Raw genomic sequence first — 15515 nt, 5'->3', positions numbered from 1 at the left:
AATAAAGAAAACGGCAAATTTCAAACAGGATAGTGAAGATGATCAACGATATTAAAAAAGACGCCCAAGAGCGTATGAGTAAAAGCATCAGCGCGCTGAAGAGCCAGTTCAGTAAGATCCGTACTGGTCGTGCGCATCCCAGCCTGTTGGACGGCATTATGGTGTCTTATTACGGCGCTGATACCCCCTTGCGTCAGCTTGCCAATGTCCATGCCGAGGATGCCCGTACCCTGACCGTTCAGGTATTCGACAAGAGCGCCACTCAAGCCGTTGAAAAAGCCATCATGCAATCTGATCTGGGCCTCAATCCCATGAGCTCCGGCACTACGCTGCGCATCCCATTGCCGCCACTGACCGAGGAACGTCGTAAGGACTTGATCAAGGTAGTTCGTGGTGAAGCTGAAGCCGGCCGTGTTGGGATCCGTAATGTGCGTCGTGATGCCAATGCCGATATCAAAGAACTGGTAAAGGAAAAGGAGATCAGCGAAGACGAAGGTCGTCGTGGCGAAGAAGACGTACAAAAGCTGACCGATGATTACATCAAGCAAGTGGATCAGTTGCTGGCTGAGAAAGAAAAAGAGCTGATGATCATCTGATCCAGCAGCTCAGTCGAGGTCCTTCTTGAATAACGACGAGAAACTTCCCAGGCATGTTGCCATCATCATGGATGGCAATGGCCGCTGGGCAAAGCAGCGGGGTAAAATCCGCACTTTTGGTCACAAAGCCGGTGTCGACTCTGTGCGCAGCGCGGTGTCTTTTGCCCGCAAACGTGGCATCGAGGTACTGACTTTATTCGCTTTTAGCAGTGAAAACTGGAACCGTCCCGCTGACGAAGTCGGCGTGTTGATGGAGCTGTTTAATTTGGTGCTGAAAAGCGAAGTCAAAAAATTGCACAAGAACGATGTACGCCTGAAAGTTGTCGGTGATACCAGCCGCTTCGATGCCAAGTTGGTGGCGCGTATTCATGAAGCAGAAGCCCTGACCGCCAATAATCAATCCTTAGTCCTGAATATCGCAGCCAACTATGGCGGCCGTTGGGATATCGTGCACGCAGCAAAAGAGCTGGTTGCACAGGCTGTTAGTGGTCAAATCCAGGCTAGTGACATCGACGAGTCTTTATTTGATCGTCACACCAGCTTAAGTGAGCTTCCGCAATTAGATCTGTTAATTCGAACCGGTGGTGAGAGCCGGGTCAGCAACTTTTTGTTATGGCAGCTGGCATACGCAGAATTGTATTTCACGCCGACCCTGTGGCCGGACTTTGATGAAAATGCCTTTGCCAGTGCCATCAATGATTACTCGGCCAGGCAGCGACGTTTCGGTCTGACCGGTGAACAAGTAGATGCCTAATCGCCAAAGGACGAGCCCCTTGTTAAAACAAAGAATAATAACAGCATTGGTTCTGGCGCCCCTGGCACTGGGCGCCATTTTGTTCCTGCCTGTGGATGGCTTTCAATTGTGTATGGCGCTGATCATCGGTTTGGGCGCATGGGAATGGGCCAATCTGATGAGCATCAGCAATAAGCTCGGAAAAGCGGCCTATACATTGTTAATGGTTGCCGCATGTGCCGGGCTGGCCTTCTATGTGCCGGTAGCGGCCATCTGGTATCAGGGACAGCTTAACAGCCTGTATCTGGGTATTCTGGCTGCGTCGGCCTTATGGTGGGGCATTTCCCTGTTAATGATTTTGGCCTATCCCAAATACACTTCTGGCTGGCGTAACAGTCTGTGGTTAAGGGGCTTGTTTGGGATCTGCACCTTACTGCCAACCTGGGTGGCGGTGGTAGCCTTGCGCACAGAGCTCTATGATGTGGAGCCGCTCTTCGGTGCGTCACTGATCTTTTATGTTCTGGGTATTGTTTGGGCCGCCGATATTGGCGCCTTTTTTTCCGGCGTCAAGTTCGGACGCCACAAACTTCGCCCCAATGTTTCTCCTGGCAAGACCCTGGAAGGGCTGGCTGGTGGCGTTGCTGCTTCCTTGGCAATTATTGGTTTTGCCGCCATGCATTATCAGGTTAATGCCAGCATGATTTGGACCCACCTTGCCATTGGTATTATCACAGTGGGTGTATCGGCCTTAGGTGATCTCAATGAAAGCATGTTTAAGCGCTGTGTGGGCTGTAAAGACAGCGGCACGCTGCTGCCCGGCCATGGTGGAATTTTGGATCGTATCGACAGCCTGACGGCGGCCTTGCCGGTATTCACCCTCTGCCATGTGCTGTGGATGACATAATGCAGAATGTCACACTGCTGGGAGCAACTGGCTCCATCGGGCAAAGCACTCTGGATGTGTTGTCGAGGCACCCTGATGAATATCGCGTTTTTGCTCTGACAGCGCATCGTCAGCTCGACGCTTTGATGGCGCAGGCAAAGGTGTATCAGCCACGCTACGTGGTGATTGCCGACGAATCAGATTATGCAAAAGCCAAGTCTCTGATGAGTGAGACAGGTGTCAATGCTGAGTTATTGGCGGGTCCACAGGCGCTCGAATTCGTCAGTGGCCATGACGAGGTGCACACTGTCATGGCCGCCATTGTCGGTGCGGCAGGATTAATGCCTACCATGGCGGCAGTAAAAGCGGGTAAGCGGGTTTTACTGGCCAATAAAGAGTCCCTGGTCATGTCCGGGAAACTGTTTATGGATGAAGTGAGCCGAAGTGGTGCCACTTTGTTGCCAATCGACAGTGAGCACAATGCCATTTTTCAATGTTTACCTGCAGATTACCGCTACGGACAACCGCAGGCATCGGGCATTGCCAAAATCTTACTGACCGGCTCAGGTGGTCCGTTTTTAAATACGCCCAAGCAAACCCTTGCATCGGTCACCCCTGATCAAGCCTGTGCCCATCCCAACTGGAGCATGGGCCGTAAAATATCGGTGGACTCTGCCACCATGATGAACAAAGGCTTGGAGTTTATAGAAGCCTGTTGGTTGTTTGGTGTGGCGCCTGCGCAGATCCAAGTGGTCATTCATCCACAAAGCGTGATCCACTCTATGGTCCAATACCTGGATGGTTCGGTGTTAGCGCAAATGGGACATCCCGACATGCGTACGCCCATTGCGCATGCACTGGCCTACCCGCATCGTATCGATGCTGGGGTGGCGCCTTTGGATTTCAGCCAACTGCTGGATTTTTCCTTCAGGCTGCCTGATTTTGAACAATATCCCAACCTGAAGCTTGCTATCGATGCCTGTGCGGCCGGCCAATACGCCACAACGGCACTGAATGCGGCCAATGAAATAGCGGTAGACGCCTTTTTACAGGGCCAATTGGGATTCACGCAGATAGCGGTGATCAATGCCACAGTGCTTGAGAAGATTGAGCCGTCTGAACTCGAGAGTCTGGAAGCCATCATAGAGTATGATGGCCTCGCCCGGATGTTGGCGAGACAAGCAATAGACAAACTGAGGTCTTGATGTTCACATTTTTTTGGAGCTTGCTGTTTTTTATTATTGCCCTGGGTGTACTGGTGGCCGTGCATGAGTGGGGACATTTTATTGTTGCCCGGCGCTGTGGCGTGAAAGTGCAGCGGTTTTCCATCGGTTTTGGCAAAGCCCTGTGGCGGCGCACCGATAAGCTTGGTACGGAATATGTGATAGCCGCGATACCTTTGGGTGGCTACGTAAAAATGTTGGACGAGCGCGCCGAGGACGTCCCCCAAGAAGATCAGCCTTATGCCTTTAATCGGCAAAATGTTTATAAGCGCATCGCCATTATTGCAGCCGGCCCGATCACCAACTTTCTGTTTGCCATTATTGCACTGATGCTGATGTACATGATTGGGGTGGAAACGGTTAAGCCTGTTGTGGGTGAGGTCAAGGCGCAATCCATTGCCGAGCAGGGCGGCCTGACACCTGGTATGCAGATTAGGGCCGTCGGCGGACGCCAGACCCTGGACTGGGAAGCGGTCAATCTAGAATTGGTTTCTCATATCGGCGATGATGAACTGACGATGCAGGTCAGTGATAATCAAGGTACTGCCCAGAGCACACTCACCCTGTCCCTAAAGAATTGGCAATTCGACCCGGATAAAAGCTCGGCGTTGTCCAGTCTCGGTCTTGTTCCCTTTCGACCACAAGCGACGACCACCCTGGCTTATGTGGCTGAAGATTCACCCGCTGCCGCGGCCGGCCTGGCTGTGGATGATAAAATCTTAGCCATCCAGGGAACTCCGGTGCAAGAATGGGAACAAATAGTGGACCGTATAGCCAGCCATCCCGGTCAGACCCGGGTATTTAGCATTGAGCGCAATGGCTACATGCTTGAAGTGGACGTGTTGGTGGGCAGTCGTGATGTTGACGGCGTAACACAAGGATATCTTGGCATTGTGCCATTGGCGGAAGCCTGGCCCGAATCTTATCTTTTCACTCACCAGTATGGTCCTGTGAATGCCCTGGTTGAAGGGGCAGGTAAGACCTGGCGTCTGATGGTGCTTAGCGTGGAAATGATTGGCAAACTGGTGACTGGCGATGTTTCAGTCAGCAATCTAAGCGGACCCATCTCTATTGCTCAGGGAGCGGGCATCAGCGCAGGCTATGGATTGGTATATTTTTTGAGCTTTCTGGCGTTAATTAGCGTCAATCTGGGGATTATCAACCTTTTACCTTTGCCGGTACTTGATGGTGGTCACCTACTTTATTATTTTATTGAGCTTTTGACGGGCAAACCTGTGCCGGAATCGGTTCAGGATGTTGGCTTTAGAATTGGGGGCGCGCTCCTGATGCTATTGATGACCATCGCCATTGTTAACGATATCGCTCGCTTATAGGCTGCAATCAGCAGGATGGACTGGCACTGTGGTGCTGTTACATCCAGTAGTATGGAAGAATAATAGTAAATGAAGTTGAAACAGATCGTTGCTGCCGGGGTTATGCTTTCCGGTGCCGCCGTTGCGTCGGCCAATACCCAAAGCGAATTCGTTGTCGAAGATATCAAGGTGGAGGGGCTTCAGCGCGTTGCGTTAGGCGCGGCGCTGACTTACTTGCCGGTTAAGGTGGGCGATCAGTTAAACGATTTCCGCATAGCCCAGTTAATACGTTCGCTCTATTCCTCCTCCCACTTTGAAAGCATCAAAGTGCTCAGAGACGGCGGCACATTGGTGGTGCAGGTTAAAGAGAGACCGACCATCAGCAAGATCACCTTTGATGGCAATAAAGACATTAAAGACGAACAACTTCAGGAAAGCCTGGATGACAGCAAGGTGCGTGTCGGCGACCCGCTGGATAAAACCGTAATGACCTCTATTGAAAACGGTCTGAAGGACTTCTACTACAGCATCGGTAAGTACAACGCTGATGTCTCCGCCATTATCACGCCTCTGCCGCGTAATCGTGTTGACCTTAAACTGCTGTTTGAAGAGGGTGACGCTGCCGAAATTAAACAGATCAATATTGTCGGCAATGAGGTGTTCAGTGATGAGGAACTGCTGGACAAGATTGAATTAAAGTTTGATACGCCGTGGTGGGATTTTCTCTCCGAAACCCGTTACCAAAAGCAAAAACTGACCGGCGATATGGAAACTATTCGCAGCTACTACATGGACCGGGGCTATCTGCGTTACAACCTGGACTCCACGCAAGTCTCCATGACGCCGGATAAGTCAGGCATTTACGTTGCTTTGAATATTACCGAAGGAGAACAGTACACCATTTCCGATGTGGAACTGATAGGTGATCTTTTAGGGCAGGAAGATATCATTTCCCAAATTTTACCCCTCAGAAATGGTGAAATGTATAACCTGGCTGAAGTCACCTACACCGAAGAATTTATCAGCAAATATCTCGGTCGTTTCGGGTATGCCTTCCCCACCGTTACCACTATTCCCGAGATCAATGATGAAGATAAAACCGTCAAGCTGACATTGTCGGTGGATCCGGGCAAACGAATCTATGTTCGTCGGATCAATTTCGAAGGCAATAATGTCACTTCAGATGAGGTTCTGCGCCGTGAAGTCCGGCAGATGGAAGGTGCCTGGTTGTCCAATCAGGCTCTGGAATCTTCTAAAGGCCATATGTCCCGTCTGACGTATATTGAAAAAGCCGAATTCGATACCGTGCGTCTGCCCGGTGAAGAAGATCAGGTGGATGTTAACTTTAAGGTCAAAGAGCAACCCTCCGGCTCCTTTAACGCCGGTATCGGTTATGGCGACCGCACCAAGCTGAGTTTGCAGGCGGGTATTCAACAAGATAACTTCCTGGGTACCGGTAAGCGCTTAGGCTTGAGTCTGAACACGGTTTCCTATCAGCAAAGCGCCAATATCACCTACCTGGATCCCTATTTCACTATCGACGGTATCAGCCTTGGCGGCAGTGTTTTCTACTCTGAGTTTGACGCTGGCAGCGCTAACCTCGAACAGTACAAAAACAAGTCTTGGGGGGTAGGGCTTAACTTCGGTTATCCGGTGAATGAATATAACCGTCTTGACTTCGGTCTGACCTATAAGTTTGATGAAATCTCCCAACTGCGTACTTATGAGCAGATTCGGGATTTCTACGAAGTCTTTGCCGATCCCAATAACCCGGATGCCGGTATTCAGTTCGACAGTTGGATCCTCTCAGCCGGCTGGACCCGTACTACCTTAAACAGAGGTATCTTCCCCACGGCCGGTTCATATCAGAGGGCATCATTAAAGGCCACCACGCCGAATTCCGATGCCAACTATTACAAGGCCAGTTTGGACACCAAATTCTACTTCCCCTTGTCGCAGGATCAGCGCTGGTCTTTCTTGGCCAGAATGGAACTGGGCTTTGGCAGTGGTTATGGCGACATCGATGGCAACGATCAATTGCTGCCTTTCTGGGATAACTTCCGTAGCGGCGGCAACGATTCCATGCGTGGTTTCGAAAACAACACCGTCGGTCCCCGTGCCGTTTACCGTTATCCCACCAGCATTACCGGTCCTGATGGCAATCAAATCGCCTTGGGACCCAACTCCGATGTCCTTGAAGTGTCAAGACGCTCTATCGGGGGGAATGCCCTGGTCATTGGTGGCGTAGAGTTAATTGTCCCCACGCCTTTTATTGGCGAGGAGATGGAGAACTCGGTGCGTACCAGTTTGTTCGTCGATGTGGGTAACGTCTGGGACACCGAGTTTGATCTCGATGACTATCGAGACCTATCGGAAGAGCAGCGTAATAAATTGTCTGATTTTAGCGACCCGGGACGCTATCGCGCCTCAGCGGGTTTATCAGTACAATGGTTGTCGCCCATGGGACCGATGATATTCAGCTTCTCGAGGATATTACAGGATGAGACAGGCGATGAGAGCCGCTTCTTCTCCTTTAACATCGGTCAGACTTTCTAATCAGGGGCCACAATTCCCCAATAATAGAGGCGCCACTTAAGGGTGTCGCCCGTTGTAAAAACGCTTACAGGAGAACATTTTGAATACGTTTAAAAAGTCGGCTCTTAACGCCGCTATTCTGGGTACTGCTTTGTTTGGTTCGGCTGCAATAGCGGCTGAGAAGATTGCTGTGGTCAATGTACAGGGGGTATTCCAGTCACTGCCACAGGCGGCGATGATTCAGGAAAACATCCGTGCTGAGTTCAAAGACCAAATCGAAGAAGCGCAGCGCCTGGAAAAAGACATGAAGTACTACTTAGAGAAACAGCAACGTGACGCTGCCACCATGAGTGAAAAAGAGCGTAAAGAGCTGGAAGAAAAACTGATTTCCCTGCGCAATGATTTTGCTGCCAAGGCACAGCCCCTGCAGAACAACATGCAGCGTCGTGGCGCAGAAGAGCGTAACAAGCTGCTGGGTAAGATCAAAGACAGCATCGATGCGATCGCCGCAAAGGACAAGTATGATTTAGTTCTGAATGCCGAAGCAGTACTGTTCCTGAAAGATGAAAGCAAAGACATTTCCAAGCAGATCATCGACCAGGTTAGCAAGAGCAACTAATTCCTAGGGCCTGCTTGATGAAAGCCTATTCTCTGCAACAACTGGCGGATCACATAGGGGCCCGGGTCCATGGGGATCCGGGGCTGGAAATCCGTGCGGTGTCAACCCTGGCAAGGGCTGGCAAAGGTCAGATTTCCTTTCTTTCCAATACTAAGTATCGTAGCCAGCTTGCAGACACGTCGGCCGATGCCGTCATTTTGCATGCCAATGATCTCCCCCATTGCCCATGTGCCGCTCTGGTGATGGACAATCCTTATGTTGGATTCGCACTGGTGGCCCAATTAATGGACACCACTCCGGCAGCCGCTGAGGGTATTTCCCCTTATGCGGTGATTGCCGATGACGCGGTGGTGGGGCAGGGGGTAGTGATTGGTCCTCATGCAGTGATTGAATCGGGCGTGATATTGGGCGATGGCGTACAAGTGGGTGCAGGCTGCTTTATAGGCAAGCACGCCAAAGTCGGTGCGCGCAGCAAGCTGTGGGCCAATGTCACCCTATATCATGATGTTGAGCTTGGAGAAGACTGTTTGATTCAATCTGGCGCCGTCATTGGTGCCGATGGATTCGGCTATGCTAATAACAAAGGGCAGTGGGTGAAGATCCCGCAACTTGGCAGGGTTATCTTGGGTAACCGTGTGGAGATTGGTGCCAGCACCACCATCGATCGAGGTGCGCTGGAAGATACCATTCTCGAAGACGGCGTCATCATCGACAACCAATGCCAGATTGCGCACAACGTTGTGATCGGTGCCCATTCTGCGATGGCAGGCTGTAGCGTGATTGGAGGCAGCACTAAAATTGGCAGACACTGTACTATCGGTGGCATGAGTGCCATCACCGGCCATGTGGAAATTGGCGACAATGTCCATTTTACCGGCATGAGTATGGTCACTAAAGGTATTATGGAGCCGGGGCTGTACTCTTCTGGTTTACCGGTGCAAGGCAATAAGGAATGGCGTAAAGCCATCGCCAATGTGCGAAATCTGGATAAATTAGGCCAACGTGTCAGAGCATTAGAAAAAAAGCATTCTCACGACGAAACCTGAGCAACGCGGTTCGATTAAGGACCCAGAAGGGAGGCTGTGCAAGCACATCCTCTCTCTGTTTGCAGGGGTAGGGTCATCCTATGGTTAAGGAGACAGCCGTTGGCTAACGAATTAAAGCAGATCGAAATAGAAGAAATCATGGAGCTCTTGCCCCACCGTTATCCTTTTTTACTGCTAGACAGGGTAACGGATTATACTTTGGGCGAGTCTATCCGCGCGTACAAGAACATCACCATTAACGAGCCTTGTTTTATGGGACATTTCCCTGGCAAGCCGATTTTCCCTGGCGTTCTTATTCTGGAAGCCATGGCGCAAGCTGCGGGTGTTCTGGGCTTTAAGTCAGTCGGCAATTCTGACCAACTTTACCTGTACGCGGGAATTGATAATGCCAGATTCAAGCGCCCGGTAGTACCTGGTGATCGTCTTGAATTTGATGTGAAATTGGTTAAGGAAAGAAGAGGCATCTGGAAATTTGCAGGTGTCGCCAGTGTGGATGGTGCGGAGGCCTGCAGTGCCGAATTTATGTGTGCTATGAGGAAAATGTAAGCGGTGATCCACCATACAGCCATCATTGATCCAACGGCCAAGCTGGGAGAAAACGTCCAGGTTGGTCCTTTCTCCTATATCGGCCCGAATGTGGAGATTGGTGATCACACCAAGATTGCCTCTCACGTGGTTATCAAAGGGCCTACCCGCATCGGCAGCCACAATCAGTTTTTTCAGTTTGCCTCTATCGGTGAAGATTGCCAGGACAAGAAATACGCCGGTGAGCCTACCCGTTTAGAGATTGGAGATCACAACGTATTTCGTGAATGTGTGACAGTGCATCGCGGGACGGTGCAGGATCAAGGCCTTACCAAGATCGGCTCACGCAACCTGTTTATGGCTTACGTGCATGTAGCCCATGATTGCATGATTGGGGACAATAACATTATGGCCAACAACGCCAGCGTGGCCGGTCATGTGCATATGGGGGATTGGGTGATCTTGGGCGGTATGTCCGGCGTGCATCAATTCTGTCATATCGGCTCTCACAGTTTCTGTGGTGCCGGCTCCATTCTGGTCAAAGATCTTCCTCCTTATGTGATGTGTGGTGGCGAGAAAGTCACTCCGCATGGTATTAACACCGAAGGTTTGCGCCGTCGTGGTTTTTCCAAGGAAGCTATCCTGGAAATCCGCCGCGCCTATAAAATTCTTTACCGCAGCGGCAAAACCGTGGAAGAAGCTTTACAAGAGCTGAGGCCCATGGCTGAGCATCAGAACGAGCTCAAAATCCTGGTGGATTTCATTGCTAATTCGCCGCGGGGCATTATTCGCTAACGATGAGTCAGCCCATTCGTATTGGTATGGTCGCCGGGGAAGCCTCCGGCGATATTCTTGGCGCCGGATTAATTTCTGCCTTGCGTAAACGTCATCCGCATATTCAGTTTGAAGGTATTGCCGGTCCCAGGATGCAACAGCAGGGCTGTCATTCGCTGTTCGATATGGAAGAGTTGTCGGTGATGGGGCTGGTAGAGGTGTTATCCCGTATCCGTCGCCTGTTGTTTATCCGTAAGTCCCTGGTCGAGCATTTTTGTGCCAACCCACCCGATGTGTTTGTGGGTATCGACGCACCCGATTTTAACCTTGGTCTTGAGAAGCGTCTTAAGGCAAAGGGGATAAAGACAGTGCAGTATGTCAGCCCTACGGTTTGGGCTTGGCGTGAGAAGCGCATCTTTACCATTGCCGAGGCAACCAACTTGGTGCTGAGTCTGTTGCCCTTTGAAAAGGCCTTCTACGACAAGTATCAGGTGCCCTGCACCTTCGTCGGCCATACACTGGCAGATGCTATTCCCCTGCTGCCAGATGTCGAAGCCGCGAGGCAACAATTTGCACTGGCGGCTGATGATAAAGTCCTGGCCTTGTTACCCGGCAGCCGCGGCGGCGAAGTCTCACGTTTGCTCGAACACTTCGTTGGCGCAGTTAGCCTGCTGGTAACATCCGTACCCGATGTAAAAGTCTTATTACCTGCCGCTAATGCCAAGCGCCGAGAGCAGATTGAGACTTGGCTGGTCGAACACGCTCCCTCCTTACCAATTATGGTAGTGGATGGCCAATCCCGTGAGGTGATGACCGCTGCCGATGCGGTGCTTCTCGCCTCCGGCACAGCGGCGCTGGAAGCCATGCTGTGTAAAAAGCCCATGGTGGTGGCCTACAAATTCAACTGGCTGACCTATCAGATTGCTAAAAAAATGGTCAAGGCGCGTTATTTCTCCTTACCTAACCTGTTGGCCGACGAAGCCCTTGTGCCGGAACTCTTGCAACATGAAGTCACGCCCGAAGCACTGGCCGAGTTACTGGCGCCTATGCTCACAAAAGGTGCCCCTGAGATGGTCACACGCTTTGCTGAATTGCATGAGTCCTTACGCAAAAATGCCGATGAAGAGGCGGCTAAGGCCATCGAAGACCTGCTGGGATTGACTTCGTCATGAACGCGGTTACCTTGATTGCCGGTGTCGATGAAGTTGGCCGTGGTCCGCTGATTGGCGATGTGGTCACAGCTGCGGTTATTTTGGACCCGCATCGCCCGATTGCTGGCCTGGCGGATTCCAAAGCCTTATCTGAGAAAAAGCGTCAGCGTCTTTTTAATGAAATTCAGGATAAAGCCCTGTGTTTTGCCATCGGTAGGGCCACACCGGCTGAAATCGACCAACTCAATATTCTGCATGCTACCATGCTGGCCATGACCCGGGCGGTCGAAGGTTTATCTATAACGCCACAGCATGTGCTGGTGGACGGCAATCGCTGTCCCAAATGGTCTTTCTCTTCTGAAGCCGTGGTGAAAGGCGACAGCAAGGTGGCCGAAATCAGTGCGGCGTCGATTTTGGCCAAGGTCACCCGGGATACAGAAATGGCCGAGCTGGATGCGCAATTCCCAGACTATGGCATTGCCAAGCATAAAGGCTATCCCACAGCTTTCCATCTGCAGCGATTGGCAGAGCTTGGACCTACGCCCTTTCATCGTTTGAGCTTTAAGCCGGTACAACTGGCGCTTCTGGCCAAACAAGGAGTGATCAATGGCTGACCCCGGTTTTATTCACCTGCGGGTGCACAGTGATTTTTCCATGATCGATGGCCTCAACAAGGTCAAACCTATCCTCGGAAAAATCAAGTCCCTGAACATGCCAGCCGTGGCCATCACCGACCAAATGAACTTCTGTGGCCTGGTACGTTTTTACGGCGAGGCCCATGGCAATGGTATTAAACCCATTATCGGCGCCGACGCTTGGGTGCAAAGCGAAGAATTAGGTGAACAGATTTTTCGTCTTACCCTGCTCGCCGCCAATAATCAGGGCTATCAGAATATTACCCAGCTCATTTCTAAGGCCTATCAACGAGGTCATGTGCAGGGCAAGCCGGTAATCGATAAAGCTTGGCTGGCGGAACATCGCGAAGGGGTGATCTTGCTCTCCGGTGCCAAAGAAGGCGACCTTGGTATTGCCCTTAGCAAGGGCAACCAGGAAATGGTGAATGCCATTACTGCTTTCTACCAACAGCATTTTCCTGATCGCTATTATGTGGAACTGATCAGAACGGGCCGTGCGGGAGAGGAAGAATATCTGCATCAGGCAGTGGCATGGGCTGCTGAGCAAGACCTGCCGGTAGTGGCTACCAACGAAGTGTGCTTTATCGAGCAGGAAGCCTTCGATGCCCATGAAATTCGGGTATGTATCCATGATGGCTACACTCTGGATGACAAGCGTCGTCCCAAAAAATACAGTGAGCAGCAATATCTGCGTAGCGCAGAGGAAATGGCTGAGCTGTTCGCCGACATTCCCGAGGCACTGGCCAATACGGTAGAAATTGCCAAGCGTTGCAACGTTACCGTTAAGTTAGGTGAATACTTCCTGCCTAATTTCCCCACCGGCGACCTCAGCATTGAGGATTTTCTGGTCAAGAAGTCCGAAGAAGGCTTGGAAGAGCGTCTCGAATTCCTGTTTCCTGACCCAAAAGTCAGGGCAGAGCGACGCCCCGAGTATGATGAGCGCCTGGCCATTGAGCTTCAGGTAATTAACCAGATGGGCTTTCCCGGTTACTTCCTGATCGTAATGGAGTTTATCCAATGGAGTAAGGATAACGGTATACCGGTAGGACCAGGACGGGGTTCGGGTGCCGGTTCCTTAGTGGCCTATGCCCTGAAAATTACCGACCTTGACCCGCTCGAGTTTGACCTGCTTTTCGAACGTTTCTTAAACCCTGAACGGGTATCCATGCCAGACTTCGACGTCGACTTTTGCATGGACAGGCGTGATGAGGTTATCGATCACGTCGCCGAACTCTATGGCCGTGAAGCGGTATCCCAGATTATCACCTTCGGCACCATGGCGGCTAAGGCAGTGGTGCGCGATGTGGGCCGGGTACTCGGCCACCCTTATGGCTTTGTAGACAAGATCTCCAAGCTTATTCCCGGCGACCCCGGTATGACTCTGAGCAAAGCCTTCGAGGAAGAACCGCGCCTGCCGGAGCTCTATGACCAAGATGAAGAAGTGCGCGAACTGATTGATATGGCGCGCATTCTCGAAGGGGTTACAAGAAACGCCGGTAAACATGCCGGTGGCGTGGTCATTGCGCCGACTAAGATCACCGATTTCTCGGCGCTGTATTGTGATGATGAGGGCAAGAACCCGGTTACCCAATTTGATAAAAACGATGTGGAAACCGCGGGTCTGGTGAAGTTCGACTTCCTGGGATTACGTACCCTGACGATTATCCAGTGGGCCATCGATATGATCCGCGAGGGCAAAGGCAAGGAAATCGATATCGCCGCTATCCCGCTCGATGATCATCCCAGCTTCAGGCTGTTGCAAAACGCTGAAACCACGGCCGTATTCCAGCTCGAATCCCGCGGTATGAAGGAGCTTATCAAACGTCTTAAGCCAGACACCTTCGAAGATATTATCGCGCTAGTGGCCCTGTTTCGTCCGGGGCCGCTGCAATCGGGCATGGTGGATAACTTTATCGACCGTAAGCACGGCCGCGAGGAGATCTCCTATCCCGACGTACAGTATCAACACGAGTGTCTGAAGGAAATTCTTGAACCCACCTACGGCATCATCCTCTATCAGGAGCAGGTGATGCAGATTGCCCAGGTCATGTCTGGCTACAGCCTGGGGGGCGCTGACTTATTGCGCCGGGCTATGGGTAAGAAAAAGCCCGAAGAGATGGCCAAGCAGCGCAGTGCCTTCGAAGAAGGTGCAAAAAATAACAACATCGACGGCGAACTGGCGATGAAGATTTTCGATCTGGTGGAGAAGTTCGCTGGATACGGCTTTAACAAATCGCACTCAGCCGCTTATGCCCTGGTGTCTTATCAGACCCTGTGGCTGAAGACCCATTACCCAGCCGAATTTATGGCCGCGGTCATGTCCGCCGATATGGATAACACGGATAAAATTGTGACCCTGGTCGACGAATGTCAGCGTATGCAACTGACAGTGCTACCGCCTGATGTAAACACTGGCCAGTACAAATTTACCGTCAATCCGCAAGGGCAGATTGTCTATGGTATCGGCGCGGTTAAAGGGGTCGGCGAAGGTCCGATTGAAGCCATTATCGAAGCCAGGCAGGAAAAAGGCGCGTTTAAAGACCTGTTTGATTTCTGCGCCCGCGTCGATCTTAAACGGGTCAACAAGCGTGTATTGGAGAAGCTGGTGCTCTCCGGGGCCATGGATAACCTGGGTCCCCACCGTGCTTGCTTGATGGCGAGTCTGCCGGATGCTATTGCTGCTGCCGGTCAGCACGCCAAGGCGGAGTCTTTCGGTCAGTCGGATATGTTTGGCTTGCTGACCACCGAGCCGGAGGCGGTTAAGCAAGCTTTTGCCGATGTACCTCCTTGGCCGGAAAAAGTGTGGCTGGACGGGGAGCGTGAAACCCTGGGCTTGTATCTAACCGGCCATCCGATCAATCAGTATGCCGATGAAGTGCGTCAATATTGCCGTGGCCGCCTGGTGGATGTGAAACCCACAGGCCGCGAAGATAGCACCACAGTGGTAGGCCTGGTTATCGACATGCGCATCATGGTCAACAAGAAAGGCCGGCGCTGGGCCATTGTCACCTTGGATGATAAAAGTGCGCGCCTGGATGTACGTTTCTTCCCCGATATGTTCGAACAATACGAAGCAGTGCTGCAAAAAGACAGAATTTTGGTAGTATCGGGACAGGTCAGCTTTGATGACTTCTCGGGCGGCAATACAATGTCGGCCCGCGATGTGATGGATATCATTCAGGCTCGGGAAAAGAATGCCAGGGCCATCGTATTACAGATTGCTAAGCACTGGTGCGAGCCTGTGCGGGTGGACAGATTGCAGCAGGTGCTGACCGGGTTTAAGGGCGGCAGTTGTCCGGTCCATCTGCACTACCAACACCCTGACGCAGAAGCCATGCTCTGTGTAGGAGCTGGCTGGTATGTCACCCCGGAAGATGAATTGTTGCATGAATTAAAGCAGTTACTGGGAACGGAACAGGTCCGGCTGACCTTTCACTGACGCATTTCTCTGCTAGGCTGGATAGCAGGCAGGAAAGCAGGAG

At 51.6% G+C, this 15515-nt stretch carries 13 protein-coding genes; all 13 read left to right on the top strand.

From position 1 onward, the window contains the following. Window positions 1-38: 38 nt before the first annotated feature. The 13 genes from frr (at window position 39) to dnaE (ending at window position 15472) form a co-directional block, all read left to right on the top strand. A complete protein-coding gene (gene frr / locus P2G88_RS15340) occupies window positions 39-596 on the top strand; it encodes a ribosome recycling factor (protein ID WP_275797472.1) in 558 nt (185 codons plus the stop codon). A 25-nt stretch (window positions 597-621) separates the two neighbouring features. After that, window positions 622-1350 (top strand): polyprenyl diphosphate synthase, encoded by a 729-nt coding sequence (uppS, locus tag P2G88_RS15335; RefSeq protein WP_275797469.1) that lies wholly within the window; start codon window positions 622-624, stop codon window positions 1348-1350. Window positions 1351-1369: 19 nt separating this feature from the next. Continuing rightward, complete coding sequence (locus tag P2G88_RS15330) at window positions 1370-2233, top strand: phosphatidate cytidylyltransferase (protein ID WP_275797467.1); 864 nt, start codon at window positions 1370-1372, stop codon at window positions 2231-2233. Then, window positions 2233-3417 carry a 1-deoxy-D-xylulose-5-phosphate reductoisomerase gene (gene ispC / locus P2G88_RS15325; RefSeq protein ID WP_275797465.1) on the top strand — a complete coding sequence of 395 codons (1185 nt, stop codon included), beginning with the start codon at window positions 2233-2235 and terminating at the stop codon, window positions 3415-3417. Before P2G88_RS15330 ends, ispC begins: the two co-directional genes overlap by 1 nt. Then, a complete protein-coding gene (rseP, locus tag P2G88_RS15320) occupies window positions 3417-4769 on the top strand; it encodes a sigma E protease regulator RseP (RefSeq protein ID WP_275797463.1) in 1353 nt (450 codons plus the stop codon). Before ispC ends, rseP begins: the two co-directional genes overlap by 1 nt. Before the next feature lie 69 nt (window positions 4770-4838). Beyond that, complete coding sequence (bamA, locus tag P2G88_RS15315) at window positions 4839-7304, top strand: outer membrane protein assembly factor BamA (RefSeq protein ID WP_275797461.1); 2466 nt, start codon at window positions 4839-4841, stop codon at window positions 7302-7304. Between the two features lie 79 nt (window positions 7305-7383). Beyond that, on the top strand, window positions 7384-7902 hold the full coding sequence (locus P2G88_RS15310) for an OmpH family outer membrane protein (RefSeq protein ID WP_275797459.1): 519 nt from the start codon (window positions 7384-7386) through the stop codon (window positions 7900-7902). A gap of 14 nt (window positions 7903-7916) precedes the next feature. Continuing rightward, on the top strand, window positions 7917-8948 hold the full coding sequence (lpxD, locus tag P2G88_RS15305) for a UDP-3-O-(3-hydroxymyristoyl)glucosamine N-acyltransferase (protein ID WP_275797458.1): 1032 nt from the start codon (window positions 7917-7919) through the stop codon (window positions 8946-8948). 99 nt (window positions 8949-9047) lie between these two features. Further along, window positions 9048-9494, top strand: a complete 447-nt coding sequence (gene fabZ, locus P2G88_RS15300) for a 3-hydroxyacyl-ACP dehydratase FabZ (protein ID WP_275797456.1) — start codon at window positions 9048-9050, stop codon at window positions 9492-9494. 3 nt (window positions 9495-9497) lie between these two features. Further along, window positions 9498-10268 (top strand): acyl-ACP--UDP-N-acetylglucosamine O-acyltransferase, encoded by a 771-nt coding sequence (gene lpxA / locus P2G88_RS15295; protein WP_275797454.1) that lies wholly within the window; start codon window positions 9498-9500, stop codon window positions 10266-10268. 2 nt (window positions 10269-10270) lie between these two features. Further along, window positions 10271-11419, top strand: coding sequence for a lipid-A-disaccharide synthase (lpxB, locus tag P2G88_RS15290; RefSeq protein WP_275797451.1), 1149 nt, complete (start codon window positions 10271-10273; stop codon window positions 11417-11419). Further along, the gene (gene rnhB, locus P2G88_RS15285) at window positions 11416-12012 is read left to right on the top strand and encodes a ribonuclease HII (RefSeq protein WP_275797448.1); all 597 of its coding nucleotides are present in this window, start codon (window positions 11416-11418) and stop codon (window positions 12010-12012) included. Before lpxB ends, rnhB begins: the two co-directional genes overlap by 4 nt. Further along, window positions 12005-15472, top strand: coding sequence for a DNA polymerase III subunit alpha (gene dnaE / locus P2G88_RS15280; RefSeq protein WP_275797446.1), 3468 nt, complete (start codon window positions 12005-12007; stop codon window positions 15470-15472). The genes rnhB and dnaE overlap by 8 nt, the downstream gene beginning before the upstream one ends. The last annotated feature ends 43 nt before the right edge of the window (window positions 15473-15515 follow it).

Source organism: Aliiglaciecola sp. CAU 1673, assembly GCF_029223185.1.
Lineage (GTDB): Bacteria > Pseudomonadota > Gammaproteobacteria > Enterobacterales > Alteromonadaceae > Bowmanella.
This window is presented reverse-complemented; position numbering and strand designations above follow the sequence as displayed.

What these genes read in the sequence shown, in the direction of transcription:
- frr (WP_275797472.1), top strand. Translation starts at nt 39, where the DNA reads ATGATCAACGATATTAAAAAAGACGCCCAAGAGCGTATGAGTAAAAGC.
- ispC (WP_275797465.1), top strand. Translation starts at nt 2,233, where the DNA reads ATGCAGAATGTCACACTGCTGGGAGCAACTGGCTCCATCGGGCAAAGC.
- rseP (WP_275797463.1), top strand. Translation starts at nt 3,417, where the DNA reads ATGTTCACATTTTTTTGGAGCTTGCTGTTTTTTATTATTGCCCTGGGT.
- bamA (WP_275797461.1), top strand. Translation starts at nt 4,839, where the DNA reads ATGAAGTTGAAACAGATCGTTGCTGCCGGGGTTATGCTTTCCGGTGCC.
- lpxB (WP_275797451.1), top strand. Translation starts at nt 10,271, where the DNA reads ATGAGTCAGCCCATTCGTATTGGTATGGTCGCCGGGGAAGCCTCCGGC.
- rnhB (WP_275797448.1), top strand. Translation starts at nt 11,416, where the DNA reads ATGAACGCGGTTACCTTGATTGCCGGTGTCGATGAAGTTGGCCGTGGT.
- dnaE (WP_275797446.1), top strand. Translation starts at nt 12,005, where the DNA reads ATGGCTGACCCCGGTTTTATTCACCTGCGGGTGCACAGTGATTTTTCC.